Annotated in this window: 19 protein-coding genes and 2 pseudogenes; 11 read left to right on the forward strand and 10 right to left on the reverse strand. The window is 60.3% G+C overall.

Annotated features, from left to right (window positions below):
* Positions 1 to 16 precede the first annotated feature (16 nt).
* The 5 genes and pseudogenes from RLEG4DRAFT_RS35840 (at position 17) to RLEG4DRAFT_RS35855 (ending at position 4,288) form a co-directional block, all read left to right on the forward strand.
* Positions 17 to 1,171: a Gfo/Idh/MocA family protein gene (locus RLEG4DRAFT_RS35840; RefSeq protein WP_003584187.1), complete on the forward strand. Its 1,155-nt coding sequence runs from the start codon at positions 17 to 19 to the stop codon at positions 1,169 to 1,171.
* Positions 1,171 to 1,251 (forward strand): annotated as a pseudogene (locus RLEG4DRAFT_RS47345) (D-lyxose/D-mannose family sugar isomerase); the annotation flags it as partial. The gene RLEG4DRAFT_RS35840 and the pseudogene RLEG4DRAFT_RS47345, both read left to right, overlap by 1 nt.
* Positions 1,251 to 2,315 (forward strand): carbohydrate kinase family protein, encoded by a 1,065-nt coding sequence (locus RLEG4DRAFT_RS35845; protein ID WP_003584188.1) that lies wholly within the window; start codon positions 1,251 to 1,253, stop codon positions 2,313 to 2,315. The pseudogene RLEG4DRAFT_RS47345 and the gene RLEG4DRAFT_RS35845, both read left to right, overlap by 1 nt.
* A 67-nt stretch (positions 2,316 to 2,382) precedes the next feature.
* Complete coding sequence (locus tag RLEG4DRAFT_RS35850; protein WP_003584189.1) at positions 2,383 to 3,171, forward strand: L-iditol 2-dehydrogenase; 789 nt, start codon at positions 2,383 to 2,385, stop codon at positions 3,169 to 3,171.
* Positions 3,172 to 3,277: 106 nt separating this feature from the next.
* Positions 3,278 to 4,288 carry a zinc-dependent alcohol dehydrogenase family protein gene (locus RLEG4DRAFT_RS35855; protein ID WP_003584191.1) on the forward strand — a complete coding sequence of 337 codons (1,011 nt, stop codon included), beginning with the start codon at positions 3,278 to 3,280 and terminating at the stop codon, positions 4,286 to 4,288.
* Between the two features lie 40 nt (positions 4,289 to 4,328).
* Here the strand turns inward: RLEG4DRAFT_RS35855 and RLEG4DRAFT_RS35860 are convergent, their stop codons facing one another.
* On the reverse strand, positions 4,329 to 5,348 hold the full coding sequence (locus tag RLEG4DRAFT_RS35860; RefSeq protein ID WP_003584192.1) for a LacI family DNA-binding transcriptional regulator: 1,020 nt from the start codon (positions 5,346 to 5,348) through the stop codon (positions 4,329 to 4,331).
* A 137-nt stretch (positions 5,349 to 5,485) separates the two neighbouring features.
* Here RLEG4DRAFT_RS35860 and RLEG4DRAFT_RS35865 point away from each other — a divergent pair.
* Positions 5,486 to 6,123 (forward strand): annotated as a pseudogene (locus RLEG4DRAFT_RS35865) (esterase/lipase family protein).
* Between the two features lie 76 nt (positions 6,124 to 6,199).
* Here the strand turns inward: RLEG4DRAFT_RS35865 and RLEG4DRAFT_RS35870 are convergent.
* A complete protein-coding gene (locus tag RLEG4DRAFT_RS35870) occupies positions 6,200 to 8,044 on the reverse strand; it encodes an acyltransferase family protein (protein ID WP_003584197.1) in 1,845 nt (614 codons plus the stop codon).
* Between the two features lie 536 nt (positions 8,045 to 8,580).
* Between RLEG4DRAFT_RS35870 and RLEG4DRAFT_RS35875 the strand changes: the two genes are divergently transcribed.
* Entirely contained in the window at positions 8,581 to 9,726 is a 1,146-nt protein-coding gene (locus tag RLEG4DRAFT_RS35875; protein WP_003584199.1) for a right-handed parallel beta-helix repeat-containing protein, read from the forward strand.
* Between the two features lie 101 nt (positions 9,727 to 9,827).
* Here the strand turns inward: RLEG4DRAFT_RS35875 and RLEG4DRAFT_RS35880 are convergent, their stop codons facing one another.
* Complete coding sequence (locus tag RLEG4DRAFT_RS35880; RefSeq protein WP_003584200.1) at positions 9,828 to 11,162, reverse strand: O-antigen ligase family protein; 1,335 nt, start codon at positions 11,160 to 11,162, stop codon at positions 9,828 to 9,830.
* A gap of 453 nt (positions 11,163 to 11,615) precedes the next feature.
* On the opposite strand from RLEG4DRAFT_RS35880, the gene RLEG4DRAFT_RS35885 reads away from it, so the two are divergent.
* Positions 11,616 to 12,419 (forward strand): Ku protein, encoded by an 804-nt coding sequence (locus tag RLEG4DRAFT_RS35885; protein WP_003584201.1) that lies wholly within the window; start codon positions 11,616 to 11,618, stop codon positions 12,417 to 12,419.
* Positions 12,420 to 12,463: 44 nt separating this feature from the next.
* Here the strand turns inward: RLEG4DRAFT_RS35885 and RLEG4DRAFT_RS35890 are convergent, their stop codons facing one another.
* Genes RLEG4DRAFT_RS35890 through RLEG4DRAFT_RS35900 form a run of 3 tightly spaced genes read right to left on the reverse strand, consistent with a single transcriptional unit; the run spans position 12,464 to position 13,883 of the window.
* Positions 12,464 to 13,315 (reverse strand): Ku protein, encoded by an 852-nt coding sequence (locus RLEG4DRAFT_RS35890; RefSeq protein WP_003584203.1) that lies wholly within the window; start codon positions 13,313 to 13,315, stop codon positions 12,464 to 12,466.
* A gap of 18 nt (positions 13,316 to 13,333) precedes the next feature.
* A complete protein-coding gene (locus tag RLEG4DRAFT_RS35895) occupies positions 13,334 to 13,567 on the reverse strand; it encodes a DUF2188 domain-containing protein (protein ID WP_003584204.1) in 234 nt (77 codons plus the stop codon).
* A 55-nt stretch (positions 13,568 to 13,622) separates the two neighbouring features.
* Positions 13,623 to 13,883: a hypothetical protein gene (locus RLEG4DRAFT_RS35900; protein ID WP_003570398.1), complete on the reverse strand. Its 261-nt coding sequence runs from the start codon at positions 13,881 to 13,883 to the stop codon at positions 13,623 to 13,625.
* Positions 13,884 to 14,027: 144 nt separating this feature from the next.
* On the opposite strand from RLEG4DRAFT_RS35900, the gene RLEG4DRAFT_RS35905 reads away from it, so the two are divergent.
* The 3 genes from RLEG4DRAFT_RS35905 (at position 14,028) to RLEG4DRAFT_RS35915 (ending at position 17,011) form a co-directional block, all read left to right on the forward strand.
* Positions 14,028 to 14,456 (forward strand): OsmC family protein, encoded by a 429-nt coding sequence (locus tag RLEG4DRAFT_RS35905; RefSeq protein ID WP_003584205.1) that lies wholly within the window; start codon positions 14,028 to 14,030, stop codon positions 14,454 to 14,456.
* A 100-nt stretch (positions 14,457 to 14,556) separates the two neighbouring features.
* The gene (locus RLEG4DRAFT_RS35910; protein ID WP_003584206.1) at positions 14,557 to 15,993 is read left to right on the forward strand and encodes an FAD/NAD(P)-binding protein; all 1,437 of its coding nucleotides are present in this window, start codon (positions 14,557 to 14,559) and stop codon (positions 15,991 to 15,993) included.
* 112 nt (positions 15,994 to 16,105) lie between these two features.
* Entirely contained in the window at positions 16,106 to 17,011 is a 906-nt protein-coding gene (locus tag RLEG4DRAFT_RS35915; RefSeq protein WP_003584207.1) for a DMT family transporter, read from the forward strand.
* Here the strand turns inward: RLEG4DRAFT_RS35915 and RLEG4DRAFT_RS35920 are convergent.
* From RLEG4DRAFT_RS35920 to RLEG4DRAFT_RS35935, 4 genes are read right to left on the reverse strand one after another with little or no spacing between them, the layout of a single operon-like run.
* A complete protein-coding gene (locus tag RLEG4DRAFT_RS35920; protein WP_245278005.1) occupies positions 16,977 to 18,659 on the reverse strand; it encodes a VOC family protein in 1,683 nt (560 codons plus the stop codon). The genes RLEG4DRAFT_RS35915 and RLEG4DRAFT_RS35920 overlap by 35 nt on opposite strands.
* A gap of 21 nt (positions 18,660 to 18,680) precedes the next feature.
* Positions 18,681 to 20,276 carry a response regulator gene (locus RLEG4DRAFT_RS35925; protein WP_003584209.1) on the reverse strand — a complete coding sequence of 532 codons (1,596 nt, stop codon included), beginning with the start codon at positions 20,274 to 20,276 and terminating at the stop codon, positions 18,681 to 18,683.
* Positions 20,277 to 20,280: 4 nt separating this feature from the next.
* A complete protein-coding gene (locus RLEG4DRAFT_RS35930) occupies positions 20,281 to 20,706 on the reverse strand; it encodes a response regulator (RefSeq protein WP_003584210.1) in 426 nt (141 codons plus the stop codon).
* On the reverse strand, positions 20,693 to 22,834 hold the full coding sequence (locus tag RLEG4DRAFT_RS35935) for a sensor histidine kinase (protein ID WP_003584211.1): 2,142 nt from the start codon (positions 22,832 to 22,834) through the stop codon (positions 20,693 to 20,695). Before RLEG4DRAFT_RS35935 ends, RLEG4DRAFT_RS35930 begins: the two co-directional genes overlap by 14 nt.
* Positions 22,835 to 22,915 lie beyond the last annotated feature (81 nt).

The raw sequence follows: 22,915 nt of genomic DNA on the forward strand, positions 1-22,915 counted from the left end.
TGGGAGGGGACATGTCATGACGAAAATATTCCGCTTCGGCGTCATCGGCTGCGGTCTGATGGGGCGCGAATTCGCGAGTGCCGCGGCGCGCTGGCTGCATCTGACCGATGTGAAGGCGCGGCCGGAAATCGTCGCCGTCTGCGATACCAACGCGACGCTGCTCGACTGGTTCAGGGATCATGTGCCGACGGTTCGCCAGTTCGCCGACGACTATAAGGCGCTTCTGGCCAATCCCGACGTCGATGCGGTCTATTGCGCAGTCCCGCATGTGCTGCACCAGCAATTTTATATCGACGTCGTGAAGGCCGGAAAACATCTTCTCGGCGAAAAGCCCTTCGGCATGGACGCGGCTCAGAACCGGGAAATCACAGCGGTTCTTTCCGAGCATCCCGAACTGCTGGTCCGCTGCTCGTCGGAAATGCCTTTCTTCCCCGGCGCCCAGAAGGTCATCGCACTCGCAAAAAGCGGCGAGATGGGGGATATCCTCGAGGTCGAGGCAGGGTTTCTGCACTCTTCGGATATCGACCGGCAAAAGCCGATCAATTGGAAGCGCATGGCCGATATCAATGGCGACTATGGCTGCATGGGCGATCTCGGCATGCATGTGCTGCACGTGCCGCTGCGTCTTGGCTGGCGCCCGACGACCCTGCATGCGCAACTGGTCAAGAAGGTCAACGAACGTCCTGACGGCAAAGGCGGCATGCTGCCCTGCACCACCTGGGACAATGCCACGATCAGCAGCCGCGTGCGCAACGGGGATCAGGATTTCCCGATGGTGCTGAAAACCTGGCGCATCGCGCCCGGCGAATCCAACACCTGGTACATCCGTATTCTCGGCATGAAGAAAAGCGCATTCTTCAGCACCAAGTCGCCGCGTCAGTGGCAGTGGATGGATTATAATGGCGGTGCCCAGGCTTGGAGCACCGAAGACCTCGGTTATGCCTCGCTGTTTCCCGCCATCACCGGCAAGATCTTCGAATTCGGTTTTGCGGACGCCATCCAGCAGATGTGGGCGGCCTTCGTCGATGAGCTTGCCGGCGGCAATGCGAACGGTTTCGGCTGCGCGACGCCGGCCGAGGCGCAGGCCCATCATGCCGTCCTGACAGCGGCCCTCAAATCCGGCCGCGAGGACATCGTGGTGCCGGTCGACTATGACGGGGCGTCCGTCTGATGGACCCGATCGCACGCTTTGCCGCGCTCGAGGAAGACGAGCCGCCGCTCAGACCCTTGTGGAACGAAGGAGGCCGCTGATGCGAACCGGGGAGGAGGTTCACCATCGCGACAGCCGGAAAGACGGCGGGATTGTTTGCGCCGGAAATTTCATCGTCGATCGCGTCCACACCCTGTCCTATTGGCCCGAACAGGGCAATCTCGCCCATATCCTGCATCAGGATCTGGGCGTCGGCGGCGGGGCTGCCAATGTCGTCACCGATCTGGCCTCGCTTGGCTTTCCCGGAAAGCTGGCGGCGGCGGGATGCATCGGCGCTGATCAGGACGGCGAGATCGTCAAGGCCCGGCTCGCGGTTGCCGGCGTCGATGTTGCGGGGCTGACCGCGCTTGCCGATCGGGTGACAGCGCATACGCATGTCATGAATGTGCCCGGTCAGAACCGGACCTTCTTCTATCATGGCGGCGCCAACGATGCCGTCACCGATAAGCTCATCTCACCCGCGAATTTCGCCAAGGGCGGATATCGGCTGTTCTATCTCGGTTATCTCATGCTGTTGCCGGGGCTCGACGAAATCGGCCCCGACGGCCTTTCCGGAGCGTCGCGCCTGCTCGAAGCCGCGCGCCGCGCGGGATTGACGACCTGCGTGGATTTCGTCTCGAGCGAAGATCCGGAATTTGCCGCCAAGGTCGGCGTCGCTCTGCCCTTCTGCGATTTTGTGATCATCAACGAGATGGAGGCGGGCCGGGCAACCGGTGTCATCGTTCGCGATGCGAAGGGAGATTTGATCGAGGCCGGGCTTTTGCAGGCCGGCGAGCGCCTGCTTGCCGCAGGCGTTAGCAAGGGCGCAATCATCCACGCGCCGGAAATCTGCTTCTGGTTTGCATCAGGCGCTTCGCCGATCATGACGCGTTCACAACCCGTCGATGCCGATGATATCGTCAGCACCGTCGGCGCAGGAGACGCCTTCTGCGCCGCCGTGCTCTACGGCCTGCATGAGAACTGGCCCGTCGAGCAAATCTGCGCCGTCGCCCATGCTGCGGCTGCGTATTGCCTGACGGGTGCGACGGCCACCGACGGTATCCCCGACATGTCGATCCTCCTTCGCGAGGCGAAGCAGACAGTCGAAAGGGAGGAGCAGCTATGAAGCTATTCTTTATGGCAGCCGCGCCCGGTGCCTTTGCCGGTTTGATAGCGAGCGGGGAGGCAGGGCGATGACCCATACGGAAACGGCGCGGCTCCTCGGCAAGGTGGCATTGGTCACTGGAGGTGCGAGCGGCATCGGCAAAGCGGTATGCCAACGCTTCGCCGCCGAAGGCGCCAAGGTTGTCGTCGCCGACCTCGACGGTGAACGATGTGCGCGGGTGGCGGAGGCGATCGGCGCTCATGCCTTTGGTGTCGCGCTCGATGTGACCAGCCAGGACAGCATCGATGAAACTGTACGTTTTGCCATCGCCGCCGCCGGTCAGATCGACATCCTGGTCAATGCCGCAGGCATTTACGAGGTCGAGTCGATCCTGGAGATATCCCGGGAGCGGACGGCCAAAGTATTTCAGGTCAATATCGAAGGCCTGATTTTCATGACGCAGGCCGTTGCCCGGCACATGGTGGAGCGAGGGGAGGGTGGGCGCATCATCAACTTTTCGTCCCAGGCCGGGCGTCGGGGCGAAGGACCTGCTGTGGCTTACTGCGCGTCCAAGGCTGCCGTCATCAGCATCACGCAGAGCTGTGCCCTGGAGCTGATCCGCTACGGGATCAACGTCAACGCCATTGCTCCCGGCGTCGTCGATACGCCGATGTGGGACGTCGTCGATGCAAAACTCGGCAGCCGGGAAGGTGTGAAACCTGGAAAGGTGAAGGCCCGCGTAGCCGCTGCCGTCCCGGCCGGGCGATTTGGCGCCGCCGAGGAACAGGCTGCGATGGCCGCCTTCCTGGCCGGCCCCGATGCAGCATACATCGTGGCGCAGTGTTACAATGTCGATGGCGGCAATGTCATGAGCTGAGCGCTTGAGTCACACCGGGGAGGGATGCCGCATGGCGGGCAGGTCATCTCCAAGGTGATTTCGTCAGCACGAAGAGGCAATCGAACCTGAGGTCTGGAGGAGTGGCATGAGGGCTGTACGCTTGGAGTCGATCGGGTCTTTGACCATGCGCAGCGTCGAGAAGCCGGTTGCCGGGCCTGGCGAGCTGCTTGTCCGGGTCCTGGCGGCAGGCATCTGCGGTTCCGACCGCCACATGTACAAGGGCGAATATCCGACTGCCATCCCCGTCACCCTGGGCCATGAATTTTGCGGCATCGTGGAAGCGATCGGCGATGGCGTCTCCCGGTTTACCGGCGGTGAACTGGTGACCGTGGATCCGAATATCTCCTGCGGCACCTGTCCGGCTTGCGCGCAGGCGCGGCCGAACCTGTGCGAGAGCTTGACCGCCATTGGCGTAACGCGGGATGGCGGCTTTGCGGAATATGTGGCGGTGCCGCAGGCGCAGGCATTCCTGTTGCCGGCCGACCTCGATCCCGTTCACGGCGCCTTCTGTGAACCGCTGGCCTGCTGCATCCACGCTATCGACAAGGCCAGGATTCGTCCGGGCGACGGCGTCGCGATCCTCGGCGGCGGCGTGATCGGCCTGCTGATGGTGCAACTGGCCCGCCTGGCTGGGGCAGGCAAGATCATTCTGGTGACGCGCCAGCAATCGAGACGCCAAACCGCGCTGCGCCTGGGGGCCACACACGCCTTCGACCCGATCTCTTCGGACACGGTCGCCTCGGTCCGGGAGGTCACCAAAGGCGGCGCCGACGTGGTGATCGAATGCGCTGGCGTCAGTGAAACGCTTCAAAGCGGGCTGAAGATGGCGCGGCGCGGTGGCACCTTCGTGCTTTTCGGCGTTACGCCCGCAGGTGTCGAGGTGCCCGTTCTGCCCTTCGATCTGCTGATAAACGAAATCGACATCAGGCCGGCCTACCTCAACCCTTTCACCCATTCGCGCGCCGCGGCAATGGTGGCAGACGGGGCACTGGAACTGGACGCATTGGTCACCAAAACCATAGGCCTCGAACAGGTCGCCGACGTGGTGGGCAATGCGCCATTGCCAGGCGAGATCAAGGTCATCGTCCGGCCTTAGAACAGGATGATCAAGGTGCGGAGACCCACCTGCCATCTGCTCAATTGCGGACCGGGCCGGTCGAATCGCGCGCGATCAGCGTGACCGGCACCTTGACGATCGCACCCTGCCCGGATCCGTCCCCCGTTTGCTGTGCCTCGATCAGCGCTTCCAGCAGCCGTGCTGCCTGCTGCCCGACATTGCGGATCGGCTGTGCGACCGTTGTCAGCCGTGGGGAGACGTAGGCTGCCTCCGGCAGGTCGTCGAAGCCGACGACCGAATAATCCTTCGGCACCGAAAATCCGCGATCCTGGATGGCATGGATCGCGGCAATCGCCGAAACGTCGGTGGTGCCGATGATCGCGGTGATCTCGGGCCGAGACGCCAGCAATTCTCGCGCCAGCCGGTAGGTCTCGGCAAAGCTGTGCTCTTCCGCCATCGCCACGACGGCAGGCTTGATGCCGTCTTTGGTCATTTCCGCCGTGATGCCCTGCAGGCGAAGCTGGATCGGTTGGCTATGTGCGGGCGCCCCGACGATGGCGATCGCCCGGTGGCCGAGGCCGATCAGATGGCGCGCCATCAGCCGTCCGCCGTCCTCGTGATCGGCCATCACAGCGTCGTCGGCGATGCCGTTCAACTCGCGGTCGATGGCGATGATCGGAATGCTGGCGTCCCGCAGCACCCCGAAATGTTCGATGCTGCCGAAAGCGCTTGCGACGATGACGCCATCGACGCGCTGGGCGAGCAGCATCGAGATATAGCGCGCCTCGTGATCCATATTTTCCGCCGTGCTGCAGATCAGCGTCTGATAGCCGTGCTGAAACAATTCCTGCTCGATGGCATGGGCAAGGATGCCGAAGAACGGCACGTCGATCGACGGCAGCATCAATCCGATCATCCGGCTTGGCGCACCGCGCAGCATGCGGGCACCCTTGCTGGGTGTGTAGTTCAGCGTTCGGATCGCTGCCTCTACGCGGTCCCTGAGCTCAGGCGAGGCGTAACCGCTGTTGTTGAGCACACGCGAGACCGAAGAGACCGACGTTCCCGCAAGTTTGGCGATATGTCTGATGCTGGTCGTCACGGGCCCGCATTTCTCTCTTTCTGTAGCGCCAGACGAAGGACGCCGTCGCACTTTGAATGCTGCACAACTTATCCTTAAATTGATTCCGATCTAAGCACTTCCTGCGCCATAACGATGCCATCCGACATGGACACCAGATGAACGACACAGTCCTCCTTTTTCACGGCATTGCCCGGACGAAGAAAAGCATGGAGAAGCTCGCGGTCTTCCTGTCCGGCAACGGTTATCGGGTTGTCAATGTCGGTTACCCCTCCACCCGGTTTTCGATCGGCGACCTCGTCGACATCGTTCGGCCGCAGATCGATGCGGCCGCGAAGGAGGCGGGCGACGGCCGTCTGCACTTTGTCGGTTACTCGATGGGTGGGCTGCTTATCCGCGCTTTTCTCAGGAACCATCGCCCGCCGAACCTGGGAAGAGTGGTCATGGTCGGAACGCCGAACAATGGCAGCCAGATCGCCGAGTTCCTCAAGACCTGGCCGCTCTACAGGAAGTTCTATGGACCGGCCGGGCAGCAGCTCATTACCGATCATACTGCCATGACCGAGCTGTTCGGCACGGTCGATTACGAGCTTGGCATCATCGCGGGGAACAGAACCATCGACCCGGTCTCTTCCCTGATCATCGGCCTCAGGGTGCCGAATGATGGAAAGGTGTCGGTGGAGAGCACCCGTCGGCGCATATCGTCATTCCCGCCAACCACACTTTCCTGCCGGTCAACAAGACCATGTGGAGGCAGACCCTGTCGTTTCTGCAGGATGGGCGGTTTCTGGCCTAAAACACGGATGGCAGCGACCGGCGCCGATACGCCGTCCAATCACCAGATGAGAATAAACGCGCAACAGGGGCGGACCTCACCGTTGAACGGTGAGGTCTTGCTTAACCTTTGAAATCAGAAGGCGGGAGCCGTCAGCGGTGAAGTGCCCGTAGTCGAATTGCACCGGGTCCCCGTTTTGTGTCCACACGACACAGTCCGGGTTGCACATGGTCTTATAGGTGGAGATGTATGTTGCTCCGCTTCCGGCCAATGCGTCCCGAATGTCCATACCGATGTGCTGCCGAGGCGCCAGATGATCGGCGGCCTTAAATGGCTGCCTGTCGTAGAGAGAGTGAGCGAGCAGCCGCGGCAAGGAAGATTTATACTCTGCCACTGGTCCGAAGACGACGATCTTTTTGGCAAAGGGTGAGAGGTAGTCCACCGTCTTTCTGATGAGTTTGACGTCGTCTGCCGTCCAGCGTCCAGCCAACACGAGAATATCCACCTTGTGGCTCGGCAAAAACTCTTTGAATACGTAGTTCATCAGTTCCACGCACCGATCTTCGCCCTCGGCATCAAGAGTAGGACGGCACCCTGATGCGTTGGCTTGAATGATGTTGGCTCCCGGCAGCGTCTTCAATCCAGGATATAGGTGAGCGGCGTGACTATCACCGACGAGCGCTATGTTTTGCTGATTATTTGAGAGAGCCAAGCAGCCGTCGCGATCGTATTTTTCGATACCGTCGTTTGACGTCAGGAAACATTTTCCACTGCGGAAGGCTGTCGAGGGGTCGTAATCGGCAAATTCCGCCACCCGCTCAACGAGCTTGTTGTCATCCTTCATTTGATTGGCGGCGAGTTGCCCGACGAATGCCAGCATTGCTACGGACGCAATTGAGGCAGCCCCGGCGGCGACGGATGCCATAGGCCGGTATCGCATCGTTCGGAAGGGCGTTTCGATGAATCGCCACGAAACATATGCGACGGCAAAACTCAAAGCGACCGGCACCAATTGCCAGCCATGCTCCCACGCCCCGTATTGGTTCGAAAACACCCAGATCGGCCAATGCCACAGATAGAGGGAATACGAGATCAAGCCTATGGCGGTGGCGACCCTCAACGATAGAAGCTTGCTGACGAGCGTGCCTGGACCCGCCCAGATGATCAGGGCCGTGCCTGCCGTCGCGGGCAAGGCCATCAACCCGGGAAACTCAGAGGTTTTTGACAACAGCAATGCGCTGAGGCAGATCGCCAGGGCGCCGATTGCCGAAAGCGCACTGTTGATCCGCATATCGGTGAATTTCGTCAATGCCGGTGCTGCGATGAGGGAGCCGACTAGCAGTTCCCACGCGCGGTATTGCACAAGATAGAAAGCTGCCGAGCGATTGATTGGAACAGTGATGATCGAAGCAATGATGCTGACTGCGAAAAGTCCCGCTATGGCGATCCCCGTTGCCCTGCGCCCTTGCCGGCTCGCTACCATGATGATCAGTGGAAAAATGACGTAGAACTGCTCTTCGACCGACAACGACCATGTGTGCAGGACCGGATTGAATTCCGCGGAATCATCGAAATATCCAGTGGTCAGATAGAAGTAGACATTGGAAGCAAAGAGCGCAGAAGAGGTAACAGACTTAAAGACCCGCAGGCTTTCATCAGGCAGCATCGTAAAATACGAAACCGCCATCACAACAGCATACATGGCCACGACAGCCGGAAGAATTCGTTTGGCTCGACGGCTATAGAAGTTGCCGATCGAAAACCGGCCATCGCTCGCTTCAGCGAGAATTATTTTCGTAATCAGGTATCCCGATATTACGAAAAAAATGTCCACGCCGATAAATCCGCCGGGAAGAAAGCGATCAAATCCACAGTGATAAAGAATCACAAAAATGACGGCTACGGCTCGAAGGCCGTCGATATCTTGACGATGCGTAATCATTTTCGGCCTCGGTTTTGGCCTCCCGGAATTTCGTAACGTGAGACCGTTCAATATGCAACCAGGGTCAGGGTAAAATGAAAACTACTCGCCTTAGAAGCGTTTCGACCCACAGATAAAAGGCCCATCGAACGGGCGCCGGGCGGCCGCAAGGTCATCTAGGTTTTCGAGATAGTGTTTATTTTACCATTGGTCCAATGACGCCGACTAGGAGAAGGATGGCGTCCATCAGCTCAACAGTGATTGACCAAACAGCTGCCTTTCAACGGTCCCCGACTCAGGCCACGGAAGAAGACTGACGGGCGATTAAAATGAGCTGCTGAAACACAGCGGCGGCGTTGCCACGACGCCATGCAGGAAAAATCGGGCGAACGTGTGACGAGCCAGGTTCGGTGGGCCGATCTTGGGCCCGAGATGCGATGCGGCTTCAACTCGCTGGGGATAGCGGCCGTTCAGGTTAAGATAATTTTCAGATATTCAAACATCCGCCACACCACAGCTCACTATTGTGAGCGACAAGCATATCGAAGGAAGATCTGATGCCCGCCATCTTGCGAAAGAAAATTCATGGAGCATCCACACGTGGGCAGGTCATCGACGGTGCTGAGGATATCGGCGTCGCCTATCAGGTGTTTTCCGATACGGTAGTCGAAGACGTGGTGGTCAAGAATTCTCCCCGCGGCTTCAAATTTCACAATGGCAAGAACCTTGTCGTAAGGCGCTGCGAAACCGAAAATGTGAACGGCGACGGCATTTACCTGACCATGACGTCGGATGTGTTGCTGGAGAACAACCGGGTCGGCGCGGCGCCCGGCCAGGGGGCGGATTGTTGCCAATTCGCCTACGAAAACCGTGACGCCAACATAAGTTCCAATGTGGTGGTCCGGGGCAACCTTTTTCTACAGAGGCCAAGCAGTACCTCGAACAAGGGGGCGCTGGTTTGCGGCAGGACCCGCAACTACCGGGTTGAATATAATTTCATCGGCGGGAAGAATTTTTCTTTTTCATCGATCGGCGACGATGCGGTGGTGCGCAGCAATATCATGCGCGACGGCAGGATGAACGATTATTCCTTCGGCTATGGAGTTGGCGATCAAGTCAGCCATGCCGGCCACCATGTCTATGACAACAGGATTGAGAACAGCAATCGCGGCGTCAGTTTGAGCGGTTATTCGGATCAAAATCTGGCCTTTCGCAAAGATATGAATATCCACGATAACGTCATCAGCGAATGTGAGATCGCCTTTTTCGCCAATCGACCATGGTCCGGAAGCTTTCGACGCAACATATTCCTGCGGTGCAAGCAGGGCATTCTGCTGAAGGGGAACGGGAAGGAGACCGCGGGGGAAATTGACGGCAACTATTTCAACGACGGCAGCTTTCTGAACGTGACTGCGCCGCCGCTTCGCTTCAAGCCCGATGGAAAGGCTTCCGTTTCCTCCGGCGAATGGACATCCGAGCCCGACGAAATCCGCATCCAGTGGCGTGACAAGGGCATCGATATACCGGGCGCCAACCGGCCTTCCATTACGGTTGAACCCGGTATGGAATTGTCCTGCGTCTTGCTGGCCCGCAAGGAGCAGAATTGGATGTTGGCGATCGCCGAGACTGCTTATGACGATTTCACGCCACGCGCCTGGGAAGAAAACATGCTGCCTTGGCAGAAGCGCTATCTCTCGATCTGAACGGCTGGTCGCGTGCCCATCCGGCGGCGACACATATTAACCGACGCGACGAAAACGGCGGAATGAGGCGCTCTACCGCCAGACGTCGAACACATCTTCCCTCAAGGCTGGTATTGATTCCGATTTATTCGCAGCCTGGGACGCAGTTCCGAGAGTGCGATGACCATATGTGGCCAGCAAATAAAAGGTGCCAGCATCATGCCTGCCTCGGTCATGGCTCCAAGCATGATGAGGATGATGATGACAATTTCCTTTCGCCTGGCGCCCGATTCTGCCGGATCGGGGTCGACGATCGTCATCTTCCTGAACACGCGGGTCAGCGCAAACAACGTCCATGCGGTAACGCCCGGAATGCCGATATTGAGCGCTAGCTCAAGATAGGTGTTATGGGTCGATCGTGCATCGAAGGTAACCTTGACGTACTCTTCCATGACATCGGGCTGACGAAACATCGCAAACCCATAACCTGTTATGGGCCTATCCCATATCAACGGAAATAGCTGTTCCCAGATATTGGTGCGACCGGAGAAGGTAATGTCTTTGCCGAATGCTTCCGCAACCGCTGAAGCCACGCCGAGGTAAACGAAGCTGGCGCCGAACCCGATGATCACGAACAACAGGAAAACAACGAAGGAACGAAAAAGACGGTTCGGGTAAATGTGAATAACGCGAATGCCATACAGCATCATGCTGCCGAACATCGTCAAGACAACAGCTGTCGAGGATTTTGTAGCCACAATCAAGGCGAGAAGGCAAAGCATCGCAGCCCAGCGTATCAGGGTACTGTAACGAAGCCGGCCGAGTTTCTCCGTCGATAGCAGGCAGACAAAACTGACCGAGCAAAACTGCCCCAACGTGTTCTTGTGATAAAATGCGCCTTTGACCATGCCCGCATAGCTGCCACGCATGATGGCGAATTGTGGGAAAGCCGCTGTATAGAGAACGTTGATGAATGCGGCGGCAATCGCAAAACGGCCGAGTACTTTGAAGGCTTCGACATTGCCGTAGCGCGCGCGATACAGAAGAGGCGGGATCGCGAGAACGATGACCGCAGCCAATCCCTTTAAGGATGCGGTCTTGTCGATGGAGAAGACGATTGATGTCAGGCAGGAAATGCCAACAACCACGATGAACGGCGAAAACCTTGAAAAGACCCGCAGGAACTGTTTCTGCTCCAGCAGAAAATATAAGCCCGACAAGGGAATAAGGCCGTAGAGCAATATTTTCATCGGCAGCGGGTCGACCGCGGCGCCGTCGTCGAAGTTTGCAGGCAGGCCGTACCACATGCCTGTCGCCCGCCAAAGAGACGCGTAAAATGCTATCGTAAGGACCAGCTTTGCCAGCACATCGCGCCGGACGCGCCACCGGGGCACAGACTGCCGGTGGTAGCCCGCCGGATAGTGGTGTCTTGCCAAGGCTGCATTTTCTATCGTCATCAAAGGCTCATATAAATCAATCTTGAGAACCCCGGCTGTTCGCCACGATCAAGGCAATGCCGGTATTCGATTGAACGGAGGCGGGAACTGGTCTGTGCATCCTCGGCTTCCGCTCGCGAAGAACGAATTCGTTTTTGGCGGTATCGATAACGTCGTCCTAGTTTCGCAAACTGCCCGTTTCGGTGGGCGATTCAGCCTGGGCAAATTTGACCAGTGGCCCCAAGCGTCTTGAAGCGGCACGTCGCACTTCGCCATGCGGCACGACTTTAAGCGAACTCATATCGTGAATCCAGCCGATAAAATCATGTCATCATGTCGCGCCGTTAGCCGTCCAATCGACTCTAGACTATTGGCACTACCGGGGCGCTTTTGCGGCGAACCCGATTTTTGGAACCAAAAACCGAACCCGCCGTTGATTGCCATGCCCAAGCGTGTCCGGGAGGCAGGACAGACATGGCACGTCAGACATTCTGGAAAGGTTATCTCAAGCTCTCGCTCGTCACCGCCGCCGTCTCGCTGACGCCGGCGACGACCGAAAGCAACAAAGTGCGGTTCCATGTGCTCAATCGCCAGACCAGGAATCGCGTCGAAAGCCGCTATGTCGACAGCGTCACCCATAAGCCGGTTGCCGATCGGGACCAAGTGAAAGGTTATCCGCGCGGCGAGGACGACTATGTCCTGCTCGAAGACGAGGAGCTCGAGGAGGTCGGGCTCGAAAGCACCCGCACCATCGATATCGATACATTCGTACCGCGCGGCTCGATCGATTGGATCTGGTACGACAAACCGCATTTTCTGGCGCCCGAGGACAAGGTCGGAGTGGAAGCCTTCTGCGTCATCCGCGAGGCGATGAAAGCGAACGATGTCGTCGGCATCGCCCGGCTCGTCCTCTATCGGCGCGAGCGTGCCGTGCTGTTGGAGCCGCAGGGCAAGGGTATCGTTCTGTGGACCCTGCGTTATGGCGACGAGGTGCGCGAGCCGGTGGCCGAACTCGACAGCAAGGCGGAGATCGACAGCAATCTGCTGACGCTGATGAAGCAGCTGGTGAAGGAAGAGACGAAGGATTGGAGCCCGGCCATGGTGCAGGATCCGATCCAGAAGCGCCTGAAGTCGATGATCCGCGGCAAGCAGAAGAACCTGAAGAAGGCCGCGCCTGCGAAAAAACCCGCACCGGTCAAATCGACCGGCAACGTGATCAATATCATGGATGCGCTGAAAAAGAGCCTGGCCGCGGAGGACGGGGGCAAGCCGCGTTAGGGAAAACGCGGTGGCATTTCGCCCGATGGGTTTGGAGAACCACCTCAGCTCGCCTTCTTGCTGCGGTTGTCGCTGCGTGCGGGCGCCTTCTTCGCCGCCGGCTTCTTTGCCGAGCTTTTGCCGCTCATCCCGGCGCTCTGGCGCAGCGCTTCCATCAGGTCGACAACCTTGCGTTCCGGAGGCTGTTTCTTCTTCGGCGGTGCCCGGCCCTCGATCTTCGCCTTCACCAACTCGACGAGGGCAGCCTCGTAGCGATCCACATATTCGCTCGGTTCGAAACTGCCCTGCTTGGTGCCGATGATATGGCCCGCAAGCGCGATCATCTCCTTGTCGAACTTGATGTCGGGAATGTCGTTGAAGACGGTGTCGGCCGAACGCACCTCGTAGTCGAAATTCAGCATCGTCGCGACGATGCAATCGTCATGTGGGCGGATCAGCAGCGTTCGGTTGCGCCGGAACAGCACGGCTTCGGCGAGGGCTGCGACCTTGCCGTCACGCATGCTCCTGGCGATCAGCGACAGCGCCTCCTCGTCGTGTTCGTCAAGGGGTGCAAGATAGTAGGGCCGGTCGAAATAAAGCTTGTCGATATCGTCGTAGCCGATGAACGCCTTGACGTTGAGCACCTTGTCGCTTTCCGGCATGAGTGCGGCGATCTCGTCGCCCTCGATGACGATGTAATCGCCATTCTCCATCTGGTAGCCCTTGACCTGGTCGTCCCGCTCGACCGGTTTGCCGGTCTCGCTGTCGATGAATTGCCGTTCCACCCGGTGACCGGTCCTGCGGTTGATGATGTTGAAGGAGACGCGGTCGGAAGAGGAAATGGCGGTGTAAAGCCCGACGGCGCAGGCCAGGTCGCCCACTTTCAGATGACCTTTCCAGCTTGCCCGCGCGGCCATTCCATCCTCCGTCGCAAATCAGAGCCGACTGTTGCTCTTGTCGGTTTCGAGTTCCTGAAATGCCCAGCCGTCGCCGTCGGGCGCGGGATAGGCGAGCAGCGCGTCACCATCGCCGATCTTCTGGCGCGACGCGGCGTCCCTGGCGTGAACGATCGCTTCATCGGCCGTTGCGTAGGTTTCCGAGAGCGTGTCGCCGAGTTTATACGCCCAACCATTGTCATGCGGTACGACCTGATAGGTGATATCGGCCATTTCGGATCTCCTCTTGCCAATTATATAGGGGGCATCATGGCGTTGCCATCATGCTCTAATTCCGATTTGTTTTACGCCGCTCATCAAGGGCGATGATTTTCTCCACCGAAGCGATATCCTCGCTGGTGACGACGGGAACCGGATCGGCCGCGATCGCCTCCAGCACCTCCTGCGAGACGGCACCGTTGCGGATCGCCCATTCCAGCGTCTCGCGTGTTTCTCGCTCGGCCTTGAGCTGAGCATAGAGCGCGACGATCAGCCGATCGCGGGCGTCCATGCGCCCGCCCTGGCGATCCATTCTGCGGACATGCACCATTGCAATCCACCTTTGTCACTGATTTCGTTCAGGTGTAATCAACTGCTGACGGATGGAAAGGTTCCGAAACCGGCGGGCAGCCATTGCCGGTGCGGCGCCGGGCGGAAATTGCCATCTGCAGAATGTTCATGAGAGGATTTCACCATGGTCGATCTCAAAGCTCGTCCCCGCCCGACCGGCGCCACCGCCGTTCTCGGCCGCACCGGTTTTCCGCATGTCACCTCCGCCACCAAGGGCGAGATCGATATCGTCACCTCGCCGTCGCAGCCGGGCTTCAATCCGCTCGACCTGCTCTATGCCTCGCTTTCAGCCTGCCTGGTGCTCAGTGCTCGTATGGCCGCCAGCCAGATGGGTGTTCTCGACAGGATCAGCGACATCACCGCCGAGGTTACCGGCGAGAAGGCCACGGAAGGCCTTTCGCGCGTTGCCAGGTTCAACATCGCCTTCTCGATCAAAGGCGATATCGATGAGGAGACCCGGCAGAGGATCGTCCATGCGGCTGAAGACGAGATCTGCACGGTGAGCAATACGATCCGCGGCAACCCCGATTTCTCGACGACGATATCGGCATAGGCTCAATCTTCATAATATTTATAGACAATTGCCGGCTAAGGATTGCGCGGCCCATGCCCGGCTTCTATGCTTGGGCATAGAAAGCGATGATACGGCCGCCATGCAGTCCAAGCCTTTCCCGTATTCTGAACGGCCTGTCGTCGCCATCATCGGCGGCGGTGTTTCCGGTGCCGGCGTCGCCTATCATCTGGCCCGGGCGCATTGCGGCGAGCGCCCCGTTATCCTGGTCTTCGAGCCGCGCGCCGAACTCGGCCGCGGCCTTGCCTATGACACGGATGATCCGGCTCACCGCATCAATGTCCCGGCCGCCAAGATGAGCCTGCAGCCCGACGAACTGGGCGAATTCCAGGCCTGGATCGAAGCCCGCGATGCCGTTGCCGGCGACCTCAAGGCCAAACAGCCCGATGGCTCGCTTTTCCCCCGGCGCCGGCTGTTCGGCGAATATGTCGCCTCCCTTCTGAAACCATTGCTGGAAGACGGTCGCGTGCGTCATTGCCGCGCTGCGGTCACCGGTGTCGAGCGCTGTGCCGGCCGCTGGACGATCCGCGACGAAAAGGGCGGCGTGACGGAGGCCGATATCGTCGCGATCGCCACCAGCCATCCGCCGCCCGCAGCCCCCGGCCGGCTGGCGAGCCGGCTCACGGCCCATCCGCGTTTTATCGCCGATACCACCAAATCCGCTGCGCTCGACGTCATCCGCCCGCATGACCGGGTGCTGGTCATCGGCAACGGCCTGACGGCGGCCGATGTCATCGCCTCGCTTGTCGAGCGCGGGCATGACGGTCCGGTGACGGCGATCTCGCGCCGTGGCCTGCGTTCGCGCGGGCATGCGCCGGTGCCGCAGCCGCTCTTCGGCGATTTCCTTGCCGATGCGGCGCCTTCCGCCGGCTCGCTGCTGGCAAGGATCCGCGCAGCCATTAATGCCGCAAAAGCCGACGGCATAAGCTGGCACGGCGTGATCGATCAGGTGCGGGCGCAGGGATATGATCTCTGGCAGGCGCTGCCGGTTGCCGAACGACGCCGCCTCGTCCGCCATCTGCGTCCCTATTGGGATGTGCACCGTTTCCGCATTGCCCCGCAGGTCGAGGCTGTGCTTGACGCGGCGATTGCTGCCGGCCGCCTCGAGATCCTTGCCGGCTCCGTCGCCGATGCGCGCATCGAGGGCGAGTTCATCCTGTGTACCCTGCAGCCGCGTCATCGGCGCCAGCCGCTGGAGCGTTGTTATGACGCCGTCGTCGTCACCACCGGCCCCGCCCATGGCGGTATACTCGATACTCAGCCCTGGCTTGCAGCGCTTGCGGCAAGCGGTCACCTGTCGCTCGATCCGACCGGCCTCGGCCTTGCCTGCACCGGGCAGTCGGAGGCGATCGGCCCGTCAGGAGAGGCGGATCCGTCGCTGCTGATCTCCGGCCCGCTGGCGCGCGGCACTTTCGGCGAGCTGATGGGGCTGCCGCAGGTGAGCGAGCACGCCGTCTTCGTCGCCACCGAAATCGCTGCGAAGCTGCGGGTGAACGCGACAAACACGCATCCGGTCTGATTTTGCATCTCTATGTCGCGCATCGGCTGTCGCCGGGGATGGATTTCTGATACTCGCTCGGCGACGACCATCCCATCGCGCTCGCGTCCGGGCGATTAAAAATGTCGAGATCATGTCGCAGGCTGCCTCCCCCCTTTCCGAAGCCTCGCCTTCCAATCGCCTCGCCCTTGCCGCCCTCATTCTCGGCGGGGCGGCAATCGGCGGCTCGCCGATCTTCGTGAGGCTCTCCGAGGTCGGGCCGATGGCGACGGCCTTCTGGCGCGTGGCGCTGGCGCTGATCCCGATCTTCATCGTCTCGCGGATGAAGAAGAATGCAGGGGCGAAGCCGCAAAACCTTTCCGATTACGGTCTGCTCATCCTTCCGGGCGTCATGCTGTCGCTCGATCTCGCCGCCTGGCACCTTTCGATTACGATGACGTCAGTCGCGAATGCGACGCTGCTCGCCAACCTCGCGCCTGTTTTCGTCACCGTGATCGCCTTCCTCTTTTTCAAGGCGCGGATCAGCCGCGTCTTCCTGCTCGGGCTTGCCCTGGCGCTGACCGGCGTCGTCGTCTTGAAAGGTGGACCGGCAGCGATCAGCAACGGCGACCTTCACGGCGACGGCCTGGCGATGATCGCCGCCTTCTTCTATGCCTGCTACATCCTTGCGCTGGGCAGCCTGCGCAGCCGGTTCGATACGATGCGGATCATGCTTTGGAGCACGGCGTCCGCTGCCGTCTGCATCTTTCCGGTCGCCTTCTTCATTGAGGGTCACATGCTGCCGGCGACCCTGTATGGCTGGTCGATGGTCTTTGGCCTCGCCTTTATCAGTCATGCCGGCGGGCAGGCGGCGATCACCTATGCGCTGGCCTATCTGCCGCCGGCTTTTTCCTCGCTGACTCTGCTGCTGCAGCCGGTCGTCGCCGCCATCCTCGCCTGGGCGCTGCTCAACGAGGCGATCGGGCCGATGCAGGCGCTGGGCGGCGCCGTCGTGCTTGCCGGGATCATGGTTGCCCGAATATCTCGCTCTCCGGCTTGATTGCCTGCTGCTCCAGCGGCGGTGGTTCGTCACCCCTTTCCTGCAGCAGCCATTTCTGGATGATCGGCACATCGGCATCGCCGAGATCGTGGCCGCCGGGGATGACGTCGGAATCGACTGTGGCGCCGGAACTCTTCAGCCGCTCTTCCAGCTCGCTCGCATATTTGCCGTAGGCATCCGTCTTGCCGCTGATGACGAGCAGGTCGGTGCCTTTGAGATCGGCATGCGGATAGTCGCTGAGAACAGGCATGGAGCGCAGCAGCACTGCCTTGTGAACCAGGTTCGGATGCAGGTAGAGCAGCGAGTTCAAGAGGTTGGCGCCGTTGGAGTAGCCGACATACACGACCTTCTGGGGATCGAGCCCGTAGGATTTGACGGCGCCCTCAATGAAGGCCGCGAAGGCCTCCGCCTCGGTCTTGATGTCGTTTTGGTCGAAGGAGAAGGGGGTAATGCGCTTGTACCAGCGCGGAAAGCCTTCCTCTGTCGCCCGGCCGCGCACGCCGAGCAGCGTCGCACGCGGCGCCGCCTTGTTGAGCAGCGGCATCAGCGTCGTCTCATTGCCGCCGGAGCCGTGCAGCAGCACGAAGACGCTGCCGTCGGGATCCGGCGGCGTATAGAAACGGTGGACGAAAGGCAGCTCGCGATAATTGATGCGCGGCTGGCCAGGCATCGAAAATTGCGGCAGCACGACCTTCAGGTCATGGAGATTGGTGATTGCTTCCGGCGGCGCGAACAGCTTCGTCCCAAGAGCGGCCTGCTCTTCATCGACGGTCATGCCCGGCTTGTCGGTCGCAAGCTCTATCAGCGTACCGCCGGGCTCGCGGGCATACAGCGAACGGAAATATTTGCGATCGTGCATGTTGGTCGGCGATGCGTCGGTGGCTTCCAGCGCCTTGCGGACGGAAAGCAGCGTCTCCTCGTCGGCGGCACGGAAGGCGACGTGATCGATGGTGCCGGTGCCCGGCGCGCCGGACCAGAAGCCGCGCGCGTCCCGCACGTCGATGACGTCGCCGGACTGCGAAACCAGCCTGTCGATCGTGCCGCGATTGGCCTGGAACCGGTAACCGAAATGGCTCTCGATGAAGCTGCGGCTTTCGGCTGGCTTCTCCGTCAGCATGGTCGCACCGCGCACGCGCTGGATGGCGTGCTCGGCGGGGATCGAGGCGCCGTCCCAGACGGCCGCTGATGTCAAGTTCTTTGCGCCGGCGAGCTTGAGGATGATGTTGTCGGGATCCTTCAGCCGCAGCACAGGTTCGCCGAATTCGTCGGCCGGCCCTTCGGTACGCAGGCCGAAGCTCATAGCGCGCGTCAGCCAGTAGCCGATGCTGGCGGGGTCGATCGACAGCGAGACTTCGCTGATCTGGCCATAGCCCACCCGACCGGGTGCACCGTCCTCCCAAGCGAGGAAGGTCAGGAGCGAACCCGGCGTACCCGCCGCATCGCCGTAGATGAGATGAAGTTGCGTCGCGTCCTCGTAACCGGCCGTCTGCTTGACAAGCCGCATACCGAGAAAGCCTGCGTAAAAGTCCACGTTCGCCTGCACCTTTCGGGTGACGGCCGTCACGTGATGTATGCCTGATACCATCGAGAGCAGTCCTGATTGAAGCGGCGTCGTCAGGAGCGCGAGTATGAGAGCTGCGAAGGTCATACCGTTGCCAATGACCACCGCTTAGTTTTGTTCCGCACAAAGCGCAAGCGAATCGCCGCGCTGCAGCAATTCCAGATTGTCGACATATTCGAGCGCCTCTTCGAGTTGCTGCAGAGTCGGCGGCTTGACCATATAGGCGCGCGCACCGAGATTTCTGGCTCGTCGCACGTCGCTCTCGTCGCTTGACGTGCTGAGAATGCAGACGGGAATCTGGTTGAGGCGGACATCGGCCGAAAGCGCGTGCAGCACCTCGAAGCCGTCCATGATCGGCATGTTGATGTCGAGCAGCATCAGGTCGATCTGCGGCACCTCGGCAATGCCGGCGCGTTCTTCGAGCAGCCGCATCGCCTCGCGCCCGTTGGTGGCGACATGCAGGTTGAAATTCACTTTCTCCCGCCGCATCAGCTTGATCTTCAGAAGCTGGATGTCGGCCGGGCTGTCCTCCACCAACAGCACTTCGGCGAGCCTGCCGGACCCTTCGCCTGGCTGCTCGGCCGGTTTGCCGCTGTGCGCGACGGCCGTTGCAGGCTGCGGCTCGGGCCGCGTCTCGGCGAGCGGCACGTCGAGAACGAAGGTGGCGCCCGGCCCATCCTCCGCCTCGCACCAGATCGAGCCCCCATGCAGCTGCGCGATGCGGCGGCAGATGGCAAGACCGAGCCCCGTGCCCTCGATACCACGGCCGACGAGGCGCTTGAACGGTTGGAAGATCAGTTCGCGATGCTGAGGATCGATGCCAGGCCCGTTGTCGCGCACGGTAAGGCGGCAGAAATCGCCATGGGTTTCGCCTGTGATACTGACCTCCGGAACCTTCTGCTCGCAATAGCGGATGGCATTCGACACTAGGTTCTGCAAGAGCTGGGTCAGCAGCGTCGCATCGCCCATGACCTCCGGCAGCGTCCCGCGGGTGATGACGGCGCCGCGGCTTTCGGTCTGCTGGCGCAGATTGTTCTCTACCTGATCGAGCACATCGGAGAGCGAGACCGGCGTCAGCTCCGGGCCGCCGGAGGCTTCGAGCCTGGTGAAGCCCGAGACCTTGACGATCAGGTCTTCCATATGGTCGGCGGCGCTCAGTACGTAGTCAAGCAGTTCCCGGTCTTCGGTCGGCAGCGCTGCCGAGCCGTGCAGGATGCGGCTGAAGGATTTGATCGTCCGAAGCGGCTCCTTCAGATCATGGGCCATCGCACGTGTGAAGATCTCCAGCGATTGCCGCTTCTGCTCCAGCTGCGCTTCCAGCATGCCGTGCATGATAGCGTTCTGGATGCAGCGATGCAGCGTTTCGGGCGACAGCGAATCCTTCGTCAGATAGTCGCGCGCGCCGCTCTTCATTACCTCGACGGCGACGGTTTCATTGCCCTGGCCGGTCAGCATGATGACGTTGGCGACAGGATCGTTCTCCAGGATATCGGCAAGAACACCGAGCCCGTTGCGCCCCGGCAGCGAATAGTCGAGCAGGATGCAGTTCGGCCGTTTCCGGCTATTCAGCGCCAGGCCCTCTTCACCCGTCTCCGCCTCCAGAACGCTATAGGCGGTGCTGGAGACGCGGCCCAATATGCGCCGATAGACCTCGCGATCGTCGATATTGTCGTCGATGATGAGAATGCTGCAGTCTTCCGCCAATCTGTCAGTCCTCGAGCGGCAGGATGGCGATTTCGAACCAGTATTCCTTCAGCCGCTGGATCGCCGCAAACAGCCCGTCGAGATCGACCGGCTTCTGCACATAGGTATTGGCGCCGAGCGCATAGCAGCCTTCGATATCCCGCTCGTCGTCGGAAGTGGTAAGGATCACTACCGGGATCTTGCGCCAGCCGGCGTTCGACTTGATCGCCTCCAGCGTCTTGCGGCCGTCAAGCCCCGGCATGTTGAGATCGAGCAGGATCAGCCCCGGTTTCGGCACCATCACGGCCAGCATGTCGAGCGCTTCCTGCCCGGAGGCCGCCCAGCGGATCGAGTTGCGCAGGTTGGTACGTTTGAAGGCGCGCATTGTCGCTTCGAAATCGTCTTCGCTGTCCTCGACGATCAGGATCGGTTGCGTGTCACGCTGCTGCATTGTGGCCCTCACGCTTTTTCCCCAGTGTAAAATAGAATGTCGTGCCGGCGCCGACCTCCGATTCCAACCAGATATCGCCATTGTGCCGGGCGATGATCTTGCGCACGAAGGTCAGGCCTGCTCCGGTGCCGTCGTCGGAATCCTGCGACTTTTCCAGCCGTTTGAAAATGCGGAAAATGTCCTCATGGAATTCCTGGGGTATGCCCTTGCCGTTATCCCTGACGAAAAACACGTTGCGGGCAATCGTACCATCCTCGCCGACGAAGCGCTCGAGATAGCCGATCGACACCAGCGGCGCCGGTTTGTCGTTGTATTTGATCGCATTGGTGATGAGATTGCGGAACACTTCGGTCAGCCGCGGCGCGTCGCAGACCACATCAGGCAACTTGCCGTCGATGATAACCTTGGCATGCCGTTCCTCCAGCAGAAGTTCCATCGTCGCGACGACATCCTTGACGATCAGGCCGATATCGGTGCGTTTGACCGCCAGCTGCTGTCGCCCGAGCCGGGAGAAATAAAGCAGGTCGTTGACGAGTTTTTCCATGCGCTGGCTGAGGCGTACCAGCCGGTTCAGCCGGCGCACGCCGTCGACGTCGAGCTTGTCTTCATAGTCCTCCAGCAGGAATCGGGAATGGTTGTGCAGGCCGCGCAGCGGTTCCTTGAGATCATGCGAGGCGATATAGGCGAATTCGTCGAGGTCGTGGTTGCTGCGCTCGAGTTCGGCCGTATAGGCTTCCAACTGAGCAAGCGTCGTTTTCATCCGCTCTTCCTGCCGGGCGCGCTCGCTGATATCGCGCACGATGCCGACGAAGATCTTCGCATCGTCGGTCGCGACGGCGCTGATGGAAACGTCGATCGGAAAGACGATGCCGTTCCTGCGTCGTCCGGAGACCATGCGTGTCGTGCCGATGATGCGCTCCTCGCCGGTCTTCCGGTAATGGGCAAGATAGCCGTCATGTTCGGAATGGTAGGGTTCGGGCATCAGCATCTTGATATTCCGGCCGATTGTCTCCTGCGGGGAGTAGCCGAACATGCTTTCAGCCGCCGGGTTGAAACTTCTGATGGTTCCCCCCTCGTCGATGACGATGACGGCATCGGGCGTGCCGCGCACCAGCGCGCCAAAACGGACGCGCTCGGTTTCGAGATTATGATTGTTGCGCATGAAATAAAAGACGAGGATCGCAATCAGCCAGAGCGTCGCAGCCGTAATCGTGCGGTTGGCGATCTCCTGCCAGAAGGCCGTCTCGTCGTGCCTGACGGCGAAGAAGCCGAGCATCAAAAGCACGGTGCAGGCAAAAGCGAAGAAAAGCGGCGCATTCCTGTTGCCGAACCAGAGCGCCGTCAGCACCAGCGGCACATAGAGAATGCCGTTGGCGACGCCGAGCGGCGTATAGAGATCGACAAGAAGGCCGGTGAAGCAGACCGCAGCCGGGATCCAGAGTGGAATTTGTGCCCGGTTTGCCGGCTGCATCCACCAGGAGCGCGCAAGCAGGCCCGAGCCGAACATCACGATGCCAACCGCCGTATGTAGCGCCATCGCCGCATAAGGCCCCCAGCGGTAACCCTGTTCGGCATCGGTGACATAGCTGGCGAGCGCGATCATGCCGAGGGTGATGACGACATAGCTCGTCAACTCCTGCACCACCTGGCTTTTTCTCTCCGCATGGAGAGAGAGCAGGAGCGAAAGATTGGCGATCAGGAAGACCAGTGCGGTGTTCGGCCCCATGCCGCCGCCGATCTGCGCGATGAAATCGGGCGAAACCAGGAAGCGGCTAATCAGTACGTCGACATTGTGGAAAGTCCGTCCGACGGTGACGATTTCAACCAGCCGAGCCACGGCGATCGCCGCAGCAAGTCCCGCCAAGACCGTTGCCCCTACTCGAAAGCGACGAGCAGCCAGCGTCGAGGCGGTAAGCCCCAAGCCGGAAAACACGAAGCAGAGCGCGGTGTTGAAGGCCATCGACGGAAAGCCGGGAACCAGCGAAATGATCACCTTGATCTGCAGCAGCCAGCCGGCAAGGGCGCTCATTCCGAGAAGCAACATCAGGCAACCGACCGCAATTGCAAACGCACGGTAGCGTCGCCGCCGCCGTTGGTCCTGCAGGTCCACGTCGCCATTATCCTGCACCCGTCATGTCCTCTCGGTTCGCGCGGCCATTTTTTCCGAAATCGAGGAATACTCAATAGGCAGGGGAGGGCGGCGCCGCGC

This window comes from Rhizobium leguminosarum bv. trifolii WSM2297, from assembly GCF_000271845.1.

Bases quoted from the DNA above. Each gene is read 5' to 3' on its own strand.
- RLEG4DRAFT_RS35875 (WP_003584199.1), top strand. From the start codon at position 8,581: ATGCCCGCCATCTTGCGAAAGAAAATTCATGGAGCATCCACACGTGGG.
- RLEG4DRAFT_RS35905 (WP_003584205.1), top strand. From the start codon at position 14,028: ATGGTCGATCTCAAAGCTCGTCCCCGCCCGACCGGCGCCACCGCCGTT.
- RLEG4DRAFT_RS35855 (WP_003584191.1), top strand. From the start codon at position 3,278: ATGAGGGCTGTACGCTTGGAGTCGATCGGGTCTTTGACCATGCGCAGC.
- RLEG4DRAFT_RS35885 (WP_003584201.1), top strand. From the start codon at position 11,616: ATGGCACGTCAGACATTCTGGAAAGGTTATCTCAAGCTCTCGCTCGTC.
- RLEG4DRAFT_RS35870 (WP_003584197.1), bottom strand. From the start codon at position 8,044: ATGATTACGCATCGTCAAGATATCGACGGCCTTCGAGCCGTAGCCGTC.
- RLEG4DRAFT_RS35890 (WP_003584203.1), bottom strand. From the start codon at position 13,315: ATGGCCGCGCGGGCAAGCTGGAAAGGTCATCTGAAAGTGGGCGACCTG.
- RLEG4DRAFT_RS35895 (WP_003584204.1), bottom strand. From the start codon at position 13,567: ATGGCCGATATCACCTATCAGGTCGTACCGCATGACAATGGTTGGGCG.
- RLEG4DRAFT_RS35930 (WP_003584210.1), bottom strand. From the start codon at position 20,706: ATGCAGCAGCGTGACACGCAACCGATCCTGATCGTCGAGGACAGCGAA.
- RLEG4DRAFT_RS35850 (WP_003584189.1), top strand. From the start codon at position 2,383: ATGACCCATACGGAAACGGCGCGGCTCCTCGGCAAGGTGGCATTGGTC.
- RLEG4DRAFT_RS35915 (WP_003584207.1), top strand. From the start codon at position 16,106: ATGTCGCAGGCTGCCTCCCCCCTTTCCGAAGCCTCGCCTTCCAATCGC.
- RLEG4DRAFT_RS35880 (WP_003584200.1), bottom strand. From the start codon at position 11,162: ATGACGATAGAAAATGCAGCCTTGGCAAGACACCACTATCCGGCGGGC.
- RLEG4DRAFT_RS35845 (WP_003584188.1), top strand. From the start codon at position 1,251: ATGCGAACCGGGGAGGAGGTTCACCATCGCGACAGCCGGAAAGACGGC.
- RLEG4DRAFT_RS35840 (WP_003584187.1), top strand. From the start codon at position 17: ATGACGAAAATATTCCGCTTCGGCGTCATCGGCTGCGGTCTGATGGGG.
- RLEG4DRAFT_RS35910 (WP_003584206.1), top strand. From the start codon at position 14,557: ATGCAGTCCAAGCCTTTCCCGTATTCTGAACGGCCTGTCGTCGCCATC.
- RLEG4DRAFT_RS35920 (WP_245278005.1), bottom strand. From the start codon at position 18,659: ATGACCTTCGCAGCTCTCATACTCGCGCTCCTGACGACGCCGCTTCAA.
- RLEG4DRAFT_RS35900 (WP_003570398.1), bottom strand. From the start codon at position 13,883: ATGGTGCATGTCCGCAGAATGGATCGCCAGGGCGGGCGCATGGACGCC.